The sequence below is a fragment of the Streptomyces sp. MS06 genome (assembly GCF_047200655.1).
In the GTDB taxonomy this organism is placed as follows: Bacteria; Actinomycetota; Actinomycetes; order Streptomycetales; family Streptomycetaceae; genus Streptomyces.
Genome location: NZ_JBJZOJ010000042.1, coordinates 35,882 through 54,499 on the forward strand (window position 1 = coordinate 35,882; position 18,618 = coordinate 54,499).

General features: G+C 71.5%; 14 protein-coding genes and 2 pseudogenes. 8 read left to right on the plus strand and 8 right to left on the minus strand.

The features are described 5' to 3' along the window. Window positions 1-83: 83 nt before the first annotated feature. Together ACL02U_RS22025 and ACL02U_RS22030 are read left to right on the plus strand one after the other, a co-directional pair. Window positions 84-1,124, plus strand: a complete 1,041-nt coding sequence (locus ACL02U_RS22025; protein WP_412792604.1) for a helix-turn-helix domain-containing protein — start codon at window positions 84-86, stop codon at window positions 1,122-1,124. A 543-nt stretch (window positions 1,125-1,667) separates the two neighbouring features. Then, the gene (locus ACL02U_RS22030; protein ID WP_412792605.1) at window positions 1,668-2,114 is read left to right on the plus strand and encodes a hypothetical protein; all 447 of its coding nucleotides are present in this window, start codon (window positions 1,668-1,670) and stop codon (window positions 2,112-2,114) included. A 142-nt stretch (window positions 2,115-2,256) separates the two neighbouring features. On the opposite strand, the pseudogene ACL02U_RS22035 reads toward ACL02U_RS22030, so the two are convergent. Beyond that, window positions 2,257-2,466: pseudogene (locus ACL02U_RS22035) on the minus strand (4-hydroxy-tetrahydrodipicolinate synthase); the annotation flags it as partial. 181 nt (window positions 2,467-2,647) lie between these two features. Here ACL02U_RS22035 and ACL02U_RS22040 point away from each other — a divergent pair. Continuing rightward, window positions 2,648-3,619 carry a linear amide C-N hydrolase gene (locus ACL02U_RS22040; RefSeq protein WP_412792606.1) on the plus strand — a complete coding sequence of 324 codons (972 nt, stop codon included), beginning with the start codon at window positions 2,648-2,650 and terminating at the stop codon, window positions 3,617-3,619. A gap of 175 nt (window positions 3,620-3,794) precedes the next feature. Continuing rightward, on the plus strand, window positions 3,795-5,102 hold the full coding sequence (locus ACL02U_RS22045; protein ID WP_412792607.1) for a threonine/serine ThrE exporter family protein: 1,308 nt from the start codon (window positions 3,795-3,797) through the stop codon (window positions 5,100-5,102). A gap of 37 nt (window positions 5,103-5,139) precedes the next feature. Here the strand turns inward: ACL02U_RS22045 and ACL02U_RS22050 are convergent. Next, a pseudogene (locus ACL02U_RS22050) lies at window positions 5,140-5,740 on the minus strand (transposase); the annotation flags it as partial. Window positions 5,741-5,983: 243 nt separating this feature from the next. Between ACL02U_RS22050 and ACL02U_RS22055 the strand changes: the two are divergent. The 3 genes from ACL02U_RS22055 (at window position 5,984) to ACL02U_RS22065 (ending at window position 9,109) form a co-directional block, all read left to right on the plus strand. Next, window positions 5,984-7,531 (plus strand): amidohydrolase, encoded by a 1,548-nt coding sequence (locus ACL02U_RS22055; protein WP_412792630.1) that lies wholly within the window; start codon window positions 5,984-5,986, stop codon window positions 7,529-7,531. A 721-nt stretch (window positions 7,532-8,252) separates the two neighbouring features. Continuing rightward, window positions 8,253-8,426: a hypothetical protein gene (locus ACL02U_RS22060; RefSeq protein WP_412792608.1), complete on the plus strand. Its 174-nt coding sequence runs from the start codon at window positions 8,253-8,255 to the stop codon at window positions 8,424-8,426. Continuing rightward, complete coding sequence (locus ACL02U_RS22065) at window positions 8,423-9,109, plus strand: hypothetical protein (protein WP_412792609.1); 687 nt, start codon at window positions 8,423-8,425, stop codon at window positions 9,107-9,109. Before ACL02U_RS22060 ends, ACL02U_RS22065 begins: the two co-directional genes overlap by 4 nt. Window positions 9,110-9,265: 156 nt before the next feature. Here ACL02U_RS22065 and ACL02U_RS22070 read toward each other — a convergent pair whose 3' ends face one another. Continuing rightward, window positions 9,266-11,092, minus strand: coding sequence for an endonuclease/exonuclease/phosphatase family protein (locus tag ACL02U_RS22070; protein WP_412792610.1), 1,827 nt, complete (start codon window positions 11,090-11,092; stop codon window positions 9,266-9,268). A gap of 262 nt (window positions 11,093-11,354) precedes the next feature. Between ACL02U_RS22070 and ACL02U_RS22075 the strand changes: the two genes are divergently transcribed. Continuing rightward, window positions 11,355-12,782: a hypothetical protein gene (locus ACL02U_RS22075; RefSeq protein WP_412792611.1), complete on the plus strand. Its 1,428-nt coding sequence runs from the start codon at window positions 11,355-11,357 to the stop codon at window positions 12,780-12,782. A 235-nt stretch (window positions 12,783-13,017) separates the two neighbouring features. On the opposite strand, the gene ACL02U_RS22080 is transcribed toward ACL02U_RS22075, so the two are convergent. The 5 genes from ACL02U_RS22080 to ACL02U_RS22100 all read right to left on the minus strand — a co-directional run bounded on the left by ACL02U_RS22080 (window position 13,018) and on the right by ACL02U_RS22100 (window position 18,543). After that, on the minus strand, window positions 13,018-14,223 hold the full coding sequence (locus ACL02U_RS22080; protein WP_412792631.1) for a TerD family protein: 1,206 nt from the start codon (window positions 14,221-14,223) through the stop codon (window positions 13,018-13,020). A gap of 126 nt (window positions 14,224-14,349) precedes the next feature. Further along, window positions 14,350-15,339 (minus strand): zinc-dependent alcohol dehydrogenase family protein, encoded by a 990-nt coding sequence (locus tag ACL02U_RS22085; RefSeq protein WP_412792612.1) that lies wholly within the window; start codon window positions 15,337-15,339, stop codon window positions 14,350-14,352. After that, window positions 15,336-16,232, minus strand: a complete 897-nt coding sequence (locus tag ACL02U_RS22090) for a carbohydrate ABC transporter permease (RefSeq protein WP_412792613.1) — start codon at window positions 16,230-16,232, stop codon at window positions 15,336-15,338. The genes ACL02U_RS22085 and ACL02U_RS22090 overlap by 4 nt, the downstream gene beginning before the upstream one ends. Then, window positions 16,229-17,173, minus strand: coding sequence for a carbohydrate ABC transporter permease (locus ACL02U_RS22095; protein ID WP_412792614.1), 945 nt, complete (start codon window positions 17,171-17,173; stop codon window positions 16,229-16,231). Before ACL02U_RS22095 ends, ACL02U_RS22090 begins: the two co-directional genes overlap by 4 nt. Then, a complete protein-coding gene (locus tag ACL02U_RS22100; protein WP_412792615.1) occupies window positions 17,170-18,543 on the minus strand; it encodes an ABC transporter substrate-binding protein in 1,374 nt (457 codons plus the stop codon). The genes ACL02U_RS22095 and ACL02U_RS22100 overlap by 4 nt, the downstream gene beginning before the upstream one ends. Between the last annotated feature and the right edge of the window lie 75 nt (window positions 18,544-18,618).

Here is an 18,618-nt window from a genome sequence, read left to right on the forward strand (position 1 = left end):
GCGGGCCGACCGGGGTCCGCGTGCCGGGCCGAGAGCGCACGTGCCGGTGCTTGGGGCGGACTCCGCTGTGGTTCACTGTCGCCGTGCTACCTGAAACCGTCTTCACCACGAAGGAGTTGCCGGCGAACGACCGTTTCGAGGCGTGGACGGAGCAGTTGGGCCGCACACACGCGCCGATGCACCTGAGCAGCGAGCGCGCCGCCGACTTCCGGGGGCACCAGCGGGTCATCGGGCTGGGCGAGGTGACGGTGTGGCCCGCGTCCTTCGACAGCCTGGTCTTCCGTCGGACGCCGAAGCTCATCCGCCAGTCCGACCCCGAGGTGTTCCACCTGTCCCTGCTGCGGCGCGGCGACGGCGTGGCGAGCTGGGGCGGACGGCAGGTGGGGTACCGGGTCGACGACTTCCACGTGAACTGCTCGTCCCGGTCCTACGACATATCCACCGGGCAGGACCCGGTCTCCATCGTCGGGGTGGAGATCCCGCGGGCTGCGGTGGACTTCCCGGCCGGCCGGACGTACGGGGTGGTCGGCCGGCGGATATCCGGTCGCGAGGGAATGGGCGCGCTGCTCGCGGGGCTCCTCGTCCAACTCTCCTCGGACACCTCCTCGTACCGGCCGGCCGATGCCGAGCGGCTGGGCAGGGTGGTCACCGATCTCGTCACCGCGGTCTTCGCCCACGCCCTGGAAGCGGAGCCGCACCTGCAGCCCGAGACGCGCGTCCGCACCCTGCTCCTGCGCATCAAGTCGTTCGTCCGGCGGAATCTGGGCGATCCGGACCTGACCCCCGCCCAGATCGCCGCAGCCCACCACATCTCACGCAGCTACCTCTACCGCCTCTTCCGGGAAGAGGGGCTGACCGTGGCCGCGTACATCCGCGGACAGCGGCTGGCCAACGCCCGCCGGGACCTGACCGACCCGGCGCTCCGCACGCTCCCCGTCAACGCCGTGGCCGCCCGGTGGGGTTACCTCCGACCCGGCGACTTCACCCGGGCGTTCCGCGCCGCGTACGGCATCACCCCCCGCGAATTGCGGAGTCAGGCGCCGGGTCCCGCAGCCGTGGACGGTACGCACATCGATGTGGACGCCGTGCGAATGACAACCGCCGGGCTCCGTGAACATCATTGACCCCGGCCGCTCGACAGGCCGGGTAGAGGGGGACGCCAGGGTCACGGGGGTGCCCTGGCTCGCCCGCGGCGCGACTGCGCCGGACGGCGAGGCCGTCTTCCGGGACCCCGCACCCCGGTGCGACGGACACGTGCCGTGCGACGACCAGCGGGCACCGCACGGCTTCACCCGGGAGCCCCCGAGCGACATCGCGTCGGACTTCCGGCGGGCCGTCGACACCCCGGCCGGAGGACGGCCGGCCGCGTGCTTGTCCTCCGCTCACTCGAACTGACGTACGCGACCCGAAGCCTGCGCACCCGACGCCTGCGCACCCCACGCCTGCGCACCTCGCGGGATGCCCCCGGAGACCGCCCGGGCGGCGGGCACGGGGAGGGAGAGGCGCGGGAACGGCGCGAGGACGGTACGGACCTGCGGTGCGGCAGCGCCCGGCGGGGCGTGCCGCAGCTCGGCATGCCGACGGGGTGCCGCCGTGCCACGCTGAGACCTATCACGGCGCTGTGATCGCTCAGCGGACCGGCCGATCTGACGTACAAGGAGTCCGACATGGCCAGTGACGCCTACCGCTCCGGGGCACCCGACGCCGGCCCGCACCCGTGGCACGCGCCCACCTCGGGCATCACGGTGCTGGCGGCGGCGCTGATGATCCTCGCCGGCGCGATGGCGATCTTCGAGGGGATCGCCGCCATCGCCGAGGACTCCCTGTTCGTCGTCACGCGCCACTACGTGTTCGAGTTCAGCCTCACCGGTTGGGGATGGGTGCACCTCATCGTCGGGATCGTCACCGTGGTCGCCGGCGGCGCCGTGCTCACCGGGGCCCTGTGGGCACGGTTCTTCGGGGTGGTCGTGGCCGGGCTCGGCGCGCTGGCCAACTTCCTCTGGGTGCCGTACTACCCGCTGTGGGCCCTGACTCTGGTCGCCGTCAACCTCTTCGTCGTGTGGGCTCTGTGCACGGGGATGCACCGGGAGGCCGACGCGCCGGGAACGACCTGAGCAGTAGCGCGCCGGGGCTCTGCGGCGGGTGCCCGCCCGCGTCCCGTACCGGAGGCGGGTGGGATCGACCAGCCGCTCCCGCTCCGGGTCCCGGAACTCGGGCCGCGGATCCCCCGCCGGGGAAGGCGGTCGGGGGAGGCGGTCAGGCGGCGGTCAGTTCCCGGTGGGCGGCGAGCAGGGCCGTGACGGTTGCGGGGTCCGCCGGGCGCAGGGGCGGGCGGACCCCGCCCGCGGGCAGCCCGAGGGCGTCGAGCAGGGCCTTGGCGGTGACCGTGCCCGGCAGGCCGGAGGCCGTCATCGCCGCGATCAGCGGTACGGCCCGCTGCTGCAGGAGGGCTGCCGCCGCCGTGTCGTTGTGGTGGATGTCGGCCGTCGGGCTTGCGGAATTGCAGATTCCTTGCCGCGGCGTAGCGTGAAATCCGAGGCACGCGAGTCTGCCGCCCGCCGCAAGACGGCCCATGGGTTGTGCCGCGGCCGATGCGTCTATTCGTGGCTGGTGACGGGACCTTTGAGACGGGAGACCGGAGGACGGCATGTGCTCCAAAATCACCTACCGCACGGGCACCGGCACGTTCATCACGGGTCGCGGAATGGACTGGAACGATCTGGCGGCCAACACGGAGCTGTGGGTGTTCCCGGCCGGGATGCAACGCGACGGCGGTGTCGGGAGCAGCCCGGTCGGCTGGACGTCGAGATTCGGGTCTGTGGTGGCGTCGTTCTACGGATCCGCGTCGTCCGACGGGATGAACACTGCGGGGCTGGTAGCCAACATCCTGTATCTGGCGGAGTCCGAGTACGGGGAACCGAGCGCCGGGGGCAGGGAGACGATCTCGGTCGGGGCGTGGGCGCAGTACTACCTGGACAATTTCGCGACGGTCGCGGAGGCCGTGCAGGCGACGCGCGATGATCCGTTCAGCATCGTCGGTCCGGTGCTTCCGAATGGCCGGGTGGCCTTGGTGCACCTGTCGCTGTCGGACTCCTCGGGTGACTGCGCGGTAATCGAGTACCTCGATGGTCACCCGGTCATCCACCATGGTCCGGAGTACCGCGTGATGACGAACTCACCGGTGTACGACCAGCAACTCGCCTTGAACGCGTACTGGGATCTGATCGGCGGGCACAAGATGCTGCCGGGAACGCTCAGCGCCGCGGACCGGTTCGTCCGCTTGAGCTACAACCTCAAGAGCTCCCCCGAATACGAGGACCGGACGATGGCGGTGGCGTCGGTGTTCTCCCAGATGCGGGCGATCGGCATGCCGTTGGGCATGGAGGATCCCGACCACCCGCCCAACGTCTCCACGTTGTGGCGCGCGATCGCCGATCACGACGCCAGGCGGTACTACTTCGAGTCGACGGTCAAGCCGTCGGTGATGTGGGTGGACCTGGACGAGGTGGATCTGGCTTCCGGAGCCCAGGCGATGGCGGTCGACGTATCCCGGGACGGGCTGGCCGGAGAGGTCTCTGCCGAGTTCCGGCCGCGGGAGCCGTTCACATTCTTGGCCTGAGTCCGTTTGCGGGTTGACCCTACCGTCGCGTCCGCGATGGGCGGAGCACGGGGGAGGACACCACCAGCGCGCGGCATCCGAGCCATAGGCTCCGGCACCACTGCGGCTCCCGGGTCGGTGTCCGGCGTCCGGTCCGGGCAGGTGAGGGTTCACGACGACGCCAGGAGATGTCGCCATGGGTGAAGCACCAGACGACTCCTCAGGCGTCGATCCCCCCGCCCCACGGGCCGACATCGCGGTCCTGCTTGCCTTCGCGGCCGACGCCGGCAAGCAGATGCTCGAATCCAGCACCTCAGTCAGCGAGACCCTGGACCGTCTGCGGCGCTTCCTCTCCGCGGTCGGGCTCGGGAGCAGCGCCCTCGACGCCACGATGAGTTCGCTGATCATCAGCCACTGGCGGCCGGGCCAGGCGGTGCCGATCACCATGATGCGCGAGGTGAGCGTGACATCGCCGCGTCTGGAGCGCCTGGCAGGTGCCGACGCGCTGCTCGACCAGGTCGAAGACGGCTCCCTGGAACTGGCCGAGGCTGTCCGGCGGCTTGGCGCGCTCGAGCACGCCCCCTCGGCGGGACTGTTCGATGCCAGGTTGGCGGTGCCGTTGTCGGTGCTGGGGTGGGTGGTATTCCTGGACGGGCTCGATCCGCTCACGCTCGTGGTTGCGCTCGCCGCTACGGCGTGTGCGCTGCCGGCCGACCGACTGGTCCGACGTCTGGGACTGCCGAGGCTGGCGGCGACGTTCCTGGTGGCGACCCTGCTGGCTGCGATTCCCAACCTGCTTGCCGCAGTCGGTGTGTCACTGCTGCTCGGCCCCGCGATCGTCGGTGCGCTGTTCCCTCATCTGCCCGGGCGTGCGCTGGTGTCGTCCGTCATCGACGGACTCGCCAATGCGCCCCTGTCGTCGATCTCGCGAGGCATTCGGGCGGTGGCGACCGCCGGATTCCTGGCACTCGGCATGCTACTCGGGAACAGCATCGGCGCCGGACTCGGTCTCGACTACACACCCGACAGCACCTCGACACCGATCGCACAGGCCCTGGTCGGTGCCTCGGTCGGCGTGTTCGGACTTGCCGTCGCGTGGGCCATGCCACGACGGCAGTTGCTTCCGACAGTCGCGATCAGCGCCGCGGGTTGGGCAGTCGTAGCCGGGTCCACCGATCCGCCGGTCGGTCGGAACGATTGGCCGCCGTACCTGGTCGCCGCAGGTCTCGTCGGGTGCGCCGGTGCGCTGGCGTCTGCATGGCAGCGTTCCTCGGCCAGCATCTACACCGGCGTCGCCATCCTGCCTCTTGTACCGGGATTCCCGCTGTACTCGGGGATGCTGGCGCTTGCCCAGAGCGACCGAGGTGCCGCGGCGTCCGCGTTGTCGGACACCGCTGTCACCGCGTTGGCCATCGCCATCGGGCTGGCGATCGGACTAGCCCTGGGTCGTAACACCGCCACGATCGCCTGCCGAATCGTGAACCGTCACCACCACTCAAACTGACGGCATCGGGTAGGTAGGCTTAGGACAGCCAGCGGCCGCGCTGGGCCAGCCAGGCGACGAAGGCGTGGGTACCGCCGCCGGAGTCGGTGCGGATAAACGTCCGGCTCCGCGCCGGTACTTCACCGGCAGATGGGCCAGGGCGAGTCTGGCGATCTCGATGTGGTCGCTTGCGGTGTTGGACCCGGCGTTGCCCGGCCGCAGCAGGCCCGCCACCGGCTCACCGCTTCCTTCCGGGCCGTGGTCGACGAAGGCCAGCAGAGGGTGGTGCCCGAAGGGGCGCTTCCACGTGCGGTCGCGTCCTCCTTCTCCGAGTGAGCCAGCGCCAGGACACCGTCGATGTCGACGATCACCTGACCGCCCGCGTCCGGCGCGGCCTGGCCGGCCAACCGCCACACTCGGTCGCGTACTTCGGCGCGGGCCGTGCGTATCGCCGTCAGGGCTCTCGGCCCGGCAGTGGCGAGGGTGTCGATCAGGCGGGAGACGGTCGGGTCGGAGGCCACCTGCCCGAACACGGCCGGCTCGGCCCGCAGCACACCGACGTCGGCCAGGCAGTCCCCGCCGAGCGCGACCGACACCGCCAGGTCACACAGCATCTTCCCCGGGTCGTGGACCGCGCGAGGACGGCGCCACGGCGCCATAATGATTTGACCGGGCTGTGCCGGCTGAGCGTCGGCGCCCGCAGTGGGCTGGTGTTCGCGCTGGCGCTCCTGCCGCCCCGCGACAAGACTGGGGAGGTTACGATGAGTGATACCTCAACGGCGACCGGCAAGGTCACTGTCTACACGGCCCGACGGGTCCGGACGATGGATCAGGGCCGGCCGATGGCGCAGGCCGTGGCGGTCCTGGATGGGAAGGTGCTATCCACGGGCAGCCTGGAGTCGATGCAGCCGTGGCTGGCGGGGCGCGACGTCACCGTGGACGAGAGCCTGGCCGACAAGGTGATCCTGCCGGGGTTCGTCGAGCCGCACACCCACTTCTGGATGTCGGCTGGTTTCATGGCGATGTCGTTCATCGGTCCGATCCCGATGCCGGGGCCGGAGGGGATGAATGCGGCTGTGCCGACCGCCGCCGACGTGATCGTGCGACTGCGCGAGGTGCACGAGCAGGAGACGGACCCGACCAAGCCGATCATCGCCTGGGGGTTCGACCCGGCGATCCAGGGCGGGTCGCTGGATCGCAAGACCCTGGACGCGATCAGCGACCAGCGGCCGATCTGGGTGATTGCCGTCGCGCCGCACTTCGTCTTCCTCAACTCGCCCGCCATCGAGAAGACCGGGGTCACGGCTGATACCGACGTCCACGGGGTCGAGCGCTACCCGGACGGCAGCCTGAACGGCATCTTCAACGAGACGCTGGCCGTGCAGGCCGGGCTGGCCCCGGTGTTCGGGGAGATCCAGCGGCGGGGTGGGCTGCAGGGTCTGCACTTCATGGCCGGGATCGCGCGCGATGCCGGGATCACGACCACGTGCGAGATGATGCTCGGCGCGATCGACCTGGAGGCCGAGCTGGCCGACACCCGGACCGCCACCAGCGACCCGGACTTCCCGGTTCGGATGCGGCTCGTGCCGCTGGCCAGCATGCTCGAGTCCACGTACGGCGACGGTGTGATCGACGCCCACCGCAAGTTGGCCGAGGGCAACACGGACCGCATGATGGTGCAGGGTGTGAAGTTCAACGCGGACGGGTCCCTGCCCCTGATGTCGTCGCTGGTGAACTTCCCCGGATACCTCGACGGCCGCAACGGCAGCGTGAACGACACGCCGTGGGATCAGATGGTCGACCGCATGACGAAGTACTGGAAGGCCGGCATCCAGATCCACTGCCACGCGAACGGCGACGAGTCCGTAGACGCAGTCCTGGACTCGCTGGCCGGGTTGCAGGCCCTCCAGCCACGGTTCGACCACCGATTCAGCATCGAGCACTACTCGATCAGTAACCCGATGCAGGCGCGACGGCTCAAGGCCCTCGGTGGCATCGCCAGCGTCAACAACTACTTCGCGCACTTCCGGGCGCTGCTCCACCGGAGTCACGCCTACGGACCTGACCGTTCGGACACCTTCGCACGTCTGGGCACCCTGGAGCGTGAAGGGGTGACTTTCGCCCTGCACTCGGACTACCCGCAGGTGGCCGTGCCCTTGCTCCCGCTCACCGCGGTGTGGGCGGCGGTCACGCGGCTCGCCGAGGACGACGAGACCGTCGTGGCCCCCGACGAGCGGATCGGCGTCGAACGAGCGATGCGCGCGATCACCGTCGACGCGGCCTACATCCTCGGCCTCGAGGACAAGGTCGGCAGCCTGGAGCAGGGCAAGTTCGCCGACTTCACGGTCCTCGAGGAAGACCCGTTCGACGTCGACCCGAAGCACATCAAGGACATCAAGATCTGGGGCACAGCGCTCTCGGGCAAGCTGTTCAAGGCGACCGGGAGCTGATTCGAGACGCTGCCGGCCGCGATCGGGCAGATCGAGGGAGGCGATCACCGCAGGCGCACTTGCCCTGGGCATGCTCGCGGGGCAACACCCTGGGGGCCGGGCTGGGCCTGCGGTACAAGCCACCCGACATCAGTTCGGTGCCAGTCGCGGTGTCGACCGCCGGTGGTGCGAGGGTCAGCCGGCAGGTGATGATTCACCTGGTCCGGCGTCCGGGGCCTTCCTGCGTTTTGACCTCGATGCGCTGATCGACGGTGTGGGTAAGTGGCGGGAGAGAACACGCCGGCCACGGCTGAGGCTGTGGCCCAAGCCACACTGACGGCCACGCCGATCGCGAGGGCCATGGAGATGAACGCGACGTCTCCGAGCGTCGAGGGGGAATCCTGGCCGAGACCGAGCCGGGTTTGTTCACCCAACTGCGGCCGTAGCCGCCCGGCAGCCCTCCTCACCAACCCGCCTACCTCATGCGGCGAGGCAATACGGACATCAAGTTACGCACCGCCCTCTCAAATCTGCTACGGGGTATCGCTAAGGGATGCTGCGCCACGGCCGTCCCGCCTCCCGGCCCCGCCTCCCGGCCCCGCCTCCCGGCCCCGCCTCCCGGCCCCGGCTCCCGGTCACGGCCCCCGGCCCCGGTCTCCGTACGGGCCCTGTGTCCAAAACGCCCCGCATGAGTCACCATGGCGGTGAGGGGGCATGGACCACACCCGGTACGGGAGGCGTCATGAGGCTCGGCAAAGCAATCGCCACCGGCGTAGCGGAGGAGCGGCCGCTCGTCCAGGAGGAGCAGGAGGACCGGGCGGACGCTCCCGGCCGTCCCGAGGAGAGCCGGCGCTCCGAGGGCCCCGTGTCCCAGGCCCCCGCGCCCGCGTCCGACGAGGTGCCGGCGGCCCGATGAGGCTGCGGCTGCCGCGGGAGCACCCGGCGGAGCCGCCCACCGGCTACAAGATCGCTCATCCGGTGCTGTCCCGGGACGGCACCCGGGCCGGGTTCACCGGTGTGTCGCTCGGCGGTTCGCTGCCGTACGGTGTCGTGGCCGAGGCGGACTGCGTGTACGGCCGGCGGCACCGCCCGCCCGCCCGCCTGTGCGACTGCGGCTTCCACTGCGTGCACGACCGCGCCGCCGCCGAGGCGCTGCTGTGCACCCGCGAGCACCGGGCGGCGGTGCTGCTGGAGATCTCGGTGCTGGGCGCCTACATCCGGTGCGAAGCGGGTTTCCGCTGTGCGCGCCAGCGGGTGCGGTCGGCGACCGTCGGGGCGTGCGCCTGCGGGACGACCGCGGGCGCACTGGCCGACGCCGGGTGGGGCAGACCCGGCTGGCGGGCACTCGCCCCCTCCTGCGCGGGTTGCGTGCGCGGCCGTACCTCCCTGTCGCTCGCCGGGTTCGCCCGGCTGGCCGGCGACCGGCTGCGGGTGACCGCCGCCGGGGGTAACGCGCCGGAGGCGCCGGTGCCGGCCGGGGCGCTCGGCCTGCCGGAACTCGTCGCCGAGGCGGCGCTGCTCCAGGCCAGGCTGGACTGGTTCCAGGCCCAGTTGGTCCGCCTGGGGGAGCCCGGCGGAGGCACCGCCCGGGGGCGCTGACGGGCGCTGCCCGAAGGTTCCGGGACGGGCCGGAGCAGCGCCACCGGGATCGGTCCTGCGGGGCGCGGTTCCGCCGGGCTCACCGAGGCGGGGCGGCTCCGGAGCGCCGGGCGGGGCGGCTCCGGGGAGCGGCCCCGCCCGGGCGGGAGACCGGCGTTACGGCCGGAACCGCAGCACCTGCGGGTCGTGGTCGCTGATCTGGTCGTGGAACTCCGAGTTGATGTGCACGCTGTCGTAGCTCAGACGGCCGTGCCGGCGGATCCGCGGGCTCACCATGATCTGGTCCAGGACCTGCTCGTTGCCCTGGTAGTCGTAGGTGTAGCGCTCGCTCCGCGGCAGGGTCTTGATCGCCGACCACAGCTCGCCGCGGCCTTCGAGGATCTTGGCGGTGCCGGAGAACTCGAAGTCGTTCATGTCGCCGAGCGCGATCACGTCGGCGTTGCGCTGCACCTTGAGGATCTTGTTGACGAAGGCGTTCACCACGGTCGCCTGGAGGTGGCGCTGGATCTCCGAGCTGCGGACCGGCGGCTGGTACTGGGCGTGCAGCGCCTGGTCGCCGCCCTTCGAGGCGAGGTGGGTGGAGATCACGTAGACCGTGCGGCCACGGAAGACGAACTCGCCGACCAGCGGCTTGCGGCTGTCCTGCCAGGCCACGTTCCGGGGGTCGATGCGGCCCGGGGACACCGTCAGGGCGGCCCTGCCGTGCACCCTGGTGACGCCGGCCGCGGTCGTGGCGTCGCCGCCGGACCGGTCGGTGAAGGACACCCGCTGCGGGTTGAAGAGGAACACGTTGCGGATGTTGCCGCCGGGCTGGCCGCCGTCCTGGTCGTTGGCCGGGTCGATGGAGCGCCAGTCGTAGTGGGGGCCGCCCGCCGCGACGATCGCGTCGATCAGCTTGTTCACCGTCACGTCGGCGGCCACGGTGCCGTCGTCGGTGGCGCCGTCGTTGTCCTGGATCTCCTCCAGGGACACGATGTCCGGCGACTGCAGGTTGTGGACGATGGCGTCGGCGTGCGCGGCGAAGGTGTCGTCCGACGGGTCGAGGTTCTCCACGTTGTACGTCGCGACCGCCAGTTCGCGGCTCCGCTGCGGGCGGGTCGTCTCGCGCTCCAGGCCGCCGCTGCGCACGGCGCCGATCTCGTTGGCGACGAGGGTGTAGCCGCCGTACGCGTTGTAGTCCAGCGGGCCGGTGGTGTCGCCGGTGAGGGTGTCCCCGACGTCGACGGTCGGGAAGTCGGCGGCCGGGCCGAGCGACTGGATCTGCAGGCGGCCGGTGTTCTGCGAGGTGTAGGAGCCGTAGACGGTGCCGCCGCGGCGGTTGGCGTGCTCGTGCGGCTTCACCGTCACCCACAGCTCGTGGTAGCGGTTGCTGGCGGTGACCACCCGGGTGTCGGCGACCCGGACGTTCATGCCCTCCAGGGACTCGTAGTAGTCCAGGGCGTACGTGGAGGGCCGCAGCGGCAGCCCGTTGATCGAGTTCTTCGCGGTGGTGTCGCCGGCCGGGGCGTAGGCGTCCGGGACCGACGCGGCGTCGACGACCACCGGGGCGGGGACCGCGTTGCCGCTGGAGACGACGGTGGTCGTCGCCCGGCTGATCTCGGTCACCGACTGGTTGCCGGACGAGGTGCCGCCCGGGACGTACTCCGAGACGGTGCCGTCGACCGTGACGGCGTCGCCGACGGCCACCTTGGGAGTGGAACCGGTGTAGACGAAGACGCCTTCGCTGGTGGCCGGGTCGGCGTCGGGGTTCGGGTCCTGCATCCAGAAACCTCTGGACGAGCCGTAGGCGCGGACGCCGATGACGATTCCGGCCACGTCCGCGACCTTCTGGCCGGCGTACGGGGATATCCGGGTCGTGCCCTGGATGTCGTGGATGCGTACGGTCGCCGCCTGGGCGGGCGAGGTGAGGACGAGGGTCGAAGCCGCGGAACACACGGCGGCGACGGTGAGCGCGGCGAGACGCGCAGACGACTTGCTCGGCAAGGGATCCCTCCGGGGACGTGACGGAGCGCCGGGACGAGGGTGGAAACGTGCACGCACCCGCGGTCCCGCGCGTGACGCGCGTAGCGGCCATGGGTGCGTGCCCCCCGTTTCTACGCGCGTCAATCTCCTGCCTGGGCAAGGGCGTTGTCAAGGTTTCGGCCATGTACGGCAGGCGGCGACGAGATGAACCGGGCGGCATGGGTGGAAATCCGTCTAGGCTGAGCGGCTGAGTGGTACGACGCGTTCGAGGAGAAGCCAGCCCATGCCAGACAGCTCCCCCCTGCCGCCGGTGCGGCTGACCGACGAAGCGGAGCTGGCGCGGCACGCCCTGACCACGCCGCTGCTCTCCCGGGCCGCCCGGCTCGCCCGATGGGCCGGGCCCGACACCCGGGTCGACGCCGGAGGCAGCCTGGTCGACGAGCAGTTGCCCGCTGCGGCCGAGGTCCTCGCACTGACCGGAGCCGACGCCGCGACCGAGGCGAGCGAGGCCTGGCGGGTCGCGGTGGACACCGGCCTGATCGAGATCACCGACGAGGAGGCGGGCACCGTCGCCCAGGGCGGCGAGCTCGCGCTGCTCACCCGGGGCTCCCCGCACGACGTGCTCGCCGTCTGGCTGAGCGCCCTGGAGAGCGTGCTCGCCGACGCGAGCGTGCCCGACCTCGAGGACCTGGTCGACGCGCTCGGCGAGGGCGGCGAGATCGACCTCGCCGAGCTGGACTGGGACCCGGAGGCGGAGGCCGAGTTCCTCGACGGCGTCCTGGGCAACCTCTACCTGCTCACCGTCAGCGAGGACGGCCCCGGCGAGGGACCCGTGCCGCTGCCCGCGCTGGCCGCCTCGACGATCCTCCCCGACGACGTCGGCGAACCCACCAACGACATGCTGGAGCAGGTCTCCGACGCGATGATGCGGCTGGACGACCAGTTCCGCCTCCTCGAACCGGTGGGCCTGGTCTCCTACCGGCCGGTCGACGAGGCGCTCATGGCCGACGCCGACGAGGAACCCGCCGCGGTCGAGGACGACACCGACGTGTCCCGCTACGGCATGGTCGGGCTCACCCCGCTCGGCCTGTACGGCCTGCGGACCCGGCTGCTGGAGGCCGGACTGGACGCGCCGGCCGTCGGCGACCTGGCGGACAAGGGCGCCGACGCGCTGCTCGACGGCACCGCCGCCTACGGTCCCCGCGCGGTCCGCGCCGAGACCGAGCAGTGGCTGGCACACCGGGAACCCCTGGCCGCGGCCCGCGAACTGCTGGCCGCCGCCCGGGGCGCCGACCCGGGCGCCCCGCTGCGCCGGCTGCGCTGCCAGGAGGCGCTGTCCCTGGTCGGTGCGGCCGCCGAGCCCGCGCTGCGGGACGTCCTCGACGACGCCGAGCTGGGCGGGCTGGCCCGCGTCTGGCTCAGCGAGCACGGCGCGCCGGACGTACCCGCGCCCTCCCAGGCGCTGGTCTTCTGGCTGACCATCGACACCGTGGCCGCCCAACTGGCCGCCGAGGGGAACTCCGAGGAACTCCAGGCGCTGGTGGAGGGGCTGGCCGCGCAGCACGACGGCTTCTTCGCCGCCGCCTGGCGCGTCGACCATCCCGCCACCCCCGACGTGCTGGAGGCGATGGGCCGGCTGCACCCGGACAAGAAGGTCGCCAAGGAAGCCCGGAAGGCGGCCTTCAAGGCCCGCTCCCAGCAGGGCGGCTGACACCGCCGCCGCCCGGCGGGCGTCGTGACGCCGGCGCCGCCGCGGCGGGGGAGCCGGTACCGGTGGTCGCCGCTTTCGCTGGTCGCCGCTCCCCGGTGGGGCCGCTATCCGGTCGCGTCCGCCGGCAGCGGTAGCCGGTACCGCCCGCGGTGCCCGGGTGAACCGGCCCGGCGGGGCCCGCTTCCCGGGCCCGCGGGTGCGGGCCGCCCCCGGGCCGGCCCGGGGGCGGGCCGGGCTACAGCGCCTGGGCGGCCGGCTTGACCATGTTCCGGACCGTGCGCGCCTTGACGAAGTCGCCGATGGCGGTCATGTCCCACTCGCCGGAGAACTGGCGGATGAGCTTGGCCATCATCACGCCGGTCTGGGCCTCGGCGTGGGTCAGGTCGAAGCGGACCAGTTCCTCGCCGCTCGCCGCGTCGATCAGCCTGCAGTAGGCCTTGGCGACCTCGGTGAACTTCTGCCCGGAGAAGGAGTTGACGGTGAAGACGAGACCGGTGACCTCCTGCGGCAGCCGCCCGAGATCGACGGTGATCACCTCGTCGTCGCCGCCGCCCTCACCGGTGAGGTTGTCGCCGGAGTGCTTGACCGCTCCGTTCAGGATGGAGAGTTTGCCGAAGTAGCAGCTGTCGACGTGGTTGCGCTGGGGGCCGTAGGCGATCACGGAGGCGTCCAGGTCGATGTCCTTGCCGCGGTACGCCGGCTCCCAACCGAGGCCCATCCGCACCTGGCTGAGCAGCGGACGGCCGCTCTTGACCAGGGAGACGGTCTCGTTCTTCCGCAGGCTCACCCGCCCCTTGTCGAGGTTGACCTTGCCGGCGCCCGGAGCGGGCGGAGCCGGAGGCGCCGGGGGAGCGGGAGGCGCGGCGGGCGCGGACACCGGCGGCGCGGGCGGGGCGGCCGCGGGCTGCACGGCGGGCGGCGGCGGGGCGACCGGCTGCGCGGGTGCCGGCTCCTCGACCGAGACCCCGAAGTCGGTGGCGATACCGGCCAGGCCGTCGGAGTACCCCTGGCCGACGGCGCGGGCCTTCCACACGCCGCCCCGCAGGTAGACCTCGACGACCACCAGGGCCGTCTCCGTGCCGAGCCGGGGCGGCGTGAAGGTGGCGAGGACGGAGCCGGTGTCCGCGTCGCGGAGGGTGGCCGTCGGCTCGATGCCCTGGAAGGTCTGGCCCGCGGCGTCCGGGCTCGCCGTCACGACGATCTTCTCGATACCGGGCGGCACGGCCGCGGTGTCGACGGTGATGGCGTCGGGGGCGGTGCCGCCGCCGGGGCGGTACGTCACGCCCGGTCCGGTGGGCTGGTTGTAGAAGATGAAGTCGTCGTCGGAGCGCACCTTGCCGTCGGCGGTGAGCAGCAGGCCCGAAACGTCGAGCCGCACCGGTGCGGCGACGTCCACCGACACACGGGCGGTGGAGAGAGGGATGTTCGAGCCGGGGGTCATAGCTGTCATGTGGGGGGAACGAGCGGGGGCGCTTTACCGTTCCCTTACCCGGCGAACGGGTAACGCCGCGCCCCCGGCCCCCTCGGCGACCGGCCCCCGCCCGCGGCGTCCGCGGCGCCGCGGACCCTACGGCACCACCACGATCTTCCGGCCCACGCCCGCCGCGAACTGCTCCAGCGCCTGCGGGTACCGCTCCAGCGGGATCCGGTCGCTGATGAAGACCGCGGGGTCCAGCACCCCGTTCGCGAACAGCTCCGCCGCCCGCTCGAAACTGTGCAGCACCGCCATCGAGCCGGTGATGGTGATCTCCTGGTTGTAGACGCGGTACGGGTCGATCGTCACCCGGGTCGCGTAGTCCGCCACCCCGAACTGCAGGAACGTGCCGGCCTTCGCCACCCTGTCCAGGCCGTCCTGGATGGCGGCCGCGTTCCCGGTCGCGTCGACGACCACGTCCCACCCCTGCGGGCGGTCGAGCCAGTCGGCGGTGGCCGCCGAGGCCGACGCCCCCAGCCGGTCGGCCGTCTCCAGCCGTGCCGGGTTGACGTCGACCACGTCCACGCTCGCCGCGCCCGTCCGCTTGGCCAGCTCCAGCATCATCAGCCCCATCGTCCCGGAACCGTAGATCAGGACGTGCGCGCCCAGCCGGGACCGCAGGACGTCGTAGCCGCGGACCGCGCAGGACAGCGGTTCCACCAGTGCCGCGTCCTCGGTGCGGATGTGCTCGGGCAGCTTCACGCAGTTGGCGACCGGGGCCACCGCGTACTGTGCCGCGCCGCCCGCCGTGGTCACGCCGATGGCGGCCCACCGCTCGCAGAGGTTGTTGTGGCCGGTGCGGCAGTATCGGCACTCGTGGCAGTACAGGGACGGGTCGACCGCGACCCGGTCGCCGACCGACACCTCGGTGACCCGGGTGCCCACCGCGACGACCTCGCCGGCGAACTCGTGCCCCGGCACGATCGGCAGCTTCGGGGCGAACTCGCCCTGCAGGATGTGCAGATCCGTGCCGCACAGACCGCACGCGGCGACGCCCACGACGACCTCGCGCGGCCCCGGGGCGGGGTCCGGGACCTCGCTCACGACGGCGCGGCCCACGGACTCGATGACGGCGGCCTTCATTTGACGGCTCCCAGGGACAGGCCCTGGACCAGTTTGTCCTGGGCGGCGAACCCTGCGGCGAGCACCGGCAGGGAGATGACGAGCGAGGCGGCGCACACCTTTGCCAGGAACAGGCCCTGACTGGTGATGAAGCCGGTGAGGAAGACCGGTGCGGTCTCCGCGACCACGCCGGTGAGGACCCGGGCGAACAGTAGTTCGTTCCAGCTGAAGATGAAGCAGATCAGGGCGGTGGCCGCGATGCCGGGCAGGGCGATGGGGGCCACCACCCGCCCGAGTACGGTGGGCAGGCGGGCGCCGTCGATCTGCGCGGCCTCGACGATCGCGACCGGCACCTCGGACAGGAAGGACTGCATCATCCACACCGCGATCGGCAGGTTCATCGCCGTGTAGAGGACGACCAGCGCCCAGATGTTGTCCAGCAGGCCGGTGTTCTTCGCGAACAGGTAGATCGGCAGCAGGCCGGCCACCAGCGGCAGCATCTTCGTCGACAGGAAGAAGAACAGGACGTCCGTCCACTTGCGCACCGGCCGGATGGACAGCGCGTACGCGGCGGGCAGCGCGAGCAGCAGCGTCAGCAGGGTGGAGGCCACCGACGCGGTCGCGGAGTTGGCGAGCGCCGGCCAGGGGCTGGCGCCGCCGTCCACGCCGAAGAACTCGCGGTAGCTGTCGAGGGTGAGGGAGGCGGTCAGGGAGGGCGGGTTGGTCGCCGCGTCCGCCTCGGAGTGGAAGGAGGTGAGGGCCATCCACAGCACGGGCAGGACGAACAGGATGCCCGCCAGCCATGCGGTGAGGGCGAGGGCGGCACCGCGGAGCCCGCCGCCGGTGCGGCGGCCGCGCGGGGCGGCCGCGGTGGTGCCGGCCTGCGGTTCGGCCGCGGTGGTCGGGGCGCTCATGCGCGGGACACCTCCTCCCGGAACAGGGACGACACGACGCGCAGTGCGAGGGTCGCGAGGATGATCGAGCCGATGACGACGAGGACGCCGGCCGCGGAGGCGAGGCCGTTCTCGTGGGCCTGGTAGAAGGTCTGGTAGATGGTGTACGGCAGGTTGGCGGTGCCGAGGCCGCCGGAGGTGAGGGTGAACACCGCGTCGAAGTTCTGCACGATGTAGATCGACCCCAGCAGCACCCCGAGTTCGAGGTACCGGCGCAGGTGCGGCAGGGTCAGGTGCACGAACACCTGCCAGTCGCCGGCGCCGTCCATCCGCGCCGCCTCGACCAGTTCCGGGTCGCGGCTCTGCAGTCCGGCGAGCAGGATCAGCATCATGAACGGCGTCCACTGCCAGACCAGGGAGGCCTCCACCGCGGCCAGCGGCATGTCGGAGATCCAGTCCGGTTGCGGTGCGCCGTCCCCGCCGATCCACCGCAGGACGCCGTTGATCAGGCCGTACTCGGGGTTGAACAGCACGTGCTTCCACAGCAGCGCGGCGGCGACCGGCACCAGCAGGAACGGCGCGATGAGCATGGTGCGCACGGCCGCCCGGCCGCGGAAGCGGCGGTCCAGCAGCAGCGCGAGCAGCAGCCCGAGCACCAGGCTGACCAGCACCACGGTGGCGGTGAGCAGCACGGTGGTCCACACCGACCGGCGCAGTTCGGGTGTGCTGAGCACCTCGGAGTAGTTGGAGAGTCCGGCGAAGCTGCGGTCGTCCGGGTAGAGCGCGTTCCAGTCGAACAGCGAGATCACCAGGGTGGCCACGAAGGGCAGCTGGGTCACGACGATCATGAAGATCAGGGCGGGCAGCAGCGGGGCCCGGGTGGCCCAGGCGCGCAGCCGGCCGGGGGGCCGGGCCGCCGGCCGCGCGGCGGCGGCGACCCGGGGGGACGTCGTGGCGGTCATGAGGTCCGGTACTTCCCGGCGACGGCCTCGGCGAGCTTCTGCGACTTCCGCAGGGCGCTGTCCACCGACTGCCGGCCGGCGACCGCGGAGCTGAGCTGCTGCGAGACCTTGGTGCCCAGGTCGGTGAACTCGGGGATGCCGACGAACTGGATGCCCGGCGCCGGCCGCGGCTGCACGCCCGGGTCGTCGGGCCGGGCGCCGGCGATGGCGTCCCGGGTGACGTCCGCGAAGGCGGCCGCCTGCTTGCGGTACGCGGGGATGTCGTAGGTGGAGGCGCGCTTGCCGGCCGGCACGTCGGCCCAGCCGACGGTCTCGCCGACGAGCTTCTCGTAGTCCTTGCCGGAGGCCCAGGAGATGAACTTCCAGGCGTCGTCGGCGTGCTTGGACGCCTTCTGCACGCCCCACGCCCAGGTGTAGAGCCAGCCGGAGCTGTCGGTCTTCTCGACCGGGGCCGGCACGTAGCCGATCTTGCCCTTGACGGGGGAGCCGGAGGCCTCCAGGGAGCCGGCGCCGGCGGTGGCGTCGTACCACATGGCCGTCTTGCCCTGGGTCATGTTGTTCAGGCACTCGGCGTACCCGGACTGCGCGGCGCCCGCCTCGCCGTGCTTGCGGACCAGGTCGACGTAGAACTGCGCGGCCTCCTTGAACGGAGCGGAGTCCAGCTTCGCGTTCCAGTCCTTGTCGAACCAGGTGCCGCCGAAGGTGTTGACGACGGTGGTCAGCGGGGCGATCATCTCGCCCCAGCCGGGCAGACCGCGCAGGCAGATGCCCTTCATCCCGGACTCGGCGGAGTCCACCCGGGCGGCGAGGTCGGCGACCTGGTGCCAGGTGGGCTTGTCGGGCATGGTCAGGCCGTCCTTGGCGAAGACGTCCTTGCGGTACATCAGGAAGGACGACTCGCCGTAGAAGGGCTCGCCGTAGAGCTTGCCGTCCGCGGCGGTGAGGGCCTTCGTCATCGGCGGGAGGATGTCGGCCTGGTCGAAGGCGGTGTCGCCGGACGCGTACGAGTCCAGGGAGTGCAGCCAGCCGTTCTTGGCGTAGATGGGTATCTCGTAGTTGCTGAGCGTGGCGATGTCGTACTGCCCGGCCTGGTTGGCGAAGTCCTGGCTGATCTTGTCGCGGACGTCGTTCTCCGGGAGGACGGTGAAGTTCACCTTGATCCCGGTGTCCTTGGTGAAGTGGTCGGCGGTGAGCTTCTGCAGCTGCACCATCTGCGGGTTGTTCACCATCAGGACGTTGAGGGAGTGTCCGCCGGAGGAACCGGATCCGCCGCCCGCGCCCGAGCAGGCGGTGAGTAGCGGGAGGAACAGCGTCCCTGCGGTCGCCACGGCGATCAGGGTGCGTGGCGCTCGTCGGCTCTGGGTGCGCATGCGGTGCTCCTGAACATTCGGGGATACAGGGGGCGCACCGGGGTGCGGTGCGTCCCGGGAACAGCGGGAATCGTG

Excerpts from the sequence above, each read along its gene's own strand:
- ACL02U_RS22030 (WP_412792605.1), top strand. The coding sequence starts at position 1,668 with ATGGCCAGTGACGCCTACCGCTCCGGGGCACCCGACGCCGGCCCGCAC.
- ACL02U_RS22040 (WP_412792606.1), top strand. The coding sequence starts at position 2,648 with ATGTGCTCCAAAATCACCTACCGCACGGGCACCGGCACGTTCATCACG.
- ACL02U_RS22045 (WP_412792607.1), top strand. The coding sequence starts at position 3,795 with ATGGGTGAAGCACCAGACGACTCCTCAGGCGTCGATCCCCCCGCCCCA.
- ACL02U_RS22055 (WP_412792630.1), top strand. The coding sequence starts at position 5,984 with ATGCAGCCGTGGCTGGCGGGGCGCGACGTCACCGTGGACGAGAGCCTG.
- ACL02U_RS22060 (WP_412792608.1), top strand. The coding sequence starts at position 8,253 with ATGAGGCTCGGCAAAGCAATCGCCACCGGCGTAGCGGAGGAGCGGCCG.
- ACL02U_RS22065 (WP_412792609.1), top strand. The coding sequence starts at position 8,423 with ATGAGGCTGCGGCTGCCGCGGGAGCACCCGGCGGAGCCGCCCACCGGC.
- ACL02U_RS22075 (WP_412792611.1), top strand. The coding sequence starts at position 11,355 with ATGCCAGACAGCTCCCCCCTGCCGCCGGTGCGGCTGACCGACGAAGCG.
- ACL02U_RS22080 (WP_412792631.1), bottom strand. The coding sequence starts at position 14,223 with ATGACCCCCGGCTCGAACATCCCTCTCTCCACCGCCCGTGTGTCGGTG.
- ACL02U_RS22085 (WP_412792612.1), bottom strand. The coding sequence starts at position 15,339 with ATGAAGGCCGCCGTCATCGAGTCCGTGGGCCGCGCCGTCGTGAGCGAG.
- ACL02U_RS22090 (WP_412792613.1), bottom strand. The coding sequence starts at position 16,232 with ATGAGCGCCCCGACCACCGCGGCCGAACCGCAGGCCGGCACCACCGCG.
- ACL02U_RS22095 (WP_412792614.1), bottom strand. The coding sequence starts at position 17,173 with ATGACCGCCACGACGTCCCCCCGGGTCGCCGCCGCCGCGCGGCCGGCG.
- ACL02U_RS22100 (WP_412792615.1), bottom strand. The coding sequence starts at position 18,543 with ATGCGCACCCAGAGCCGACGAGCGCCACGCACCCTGATCGCCGTGGCG.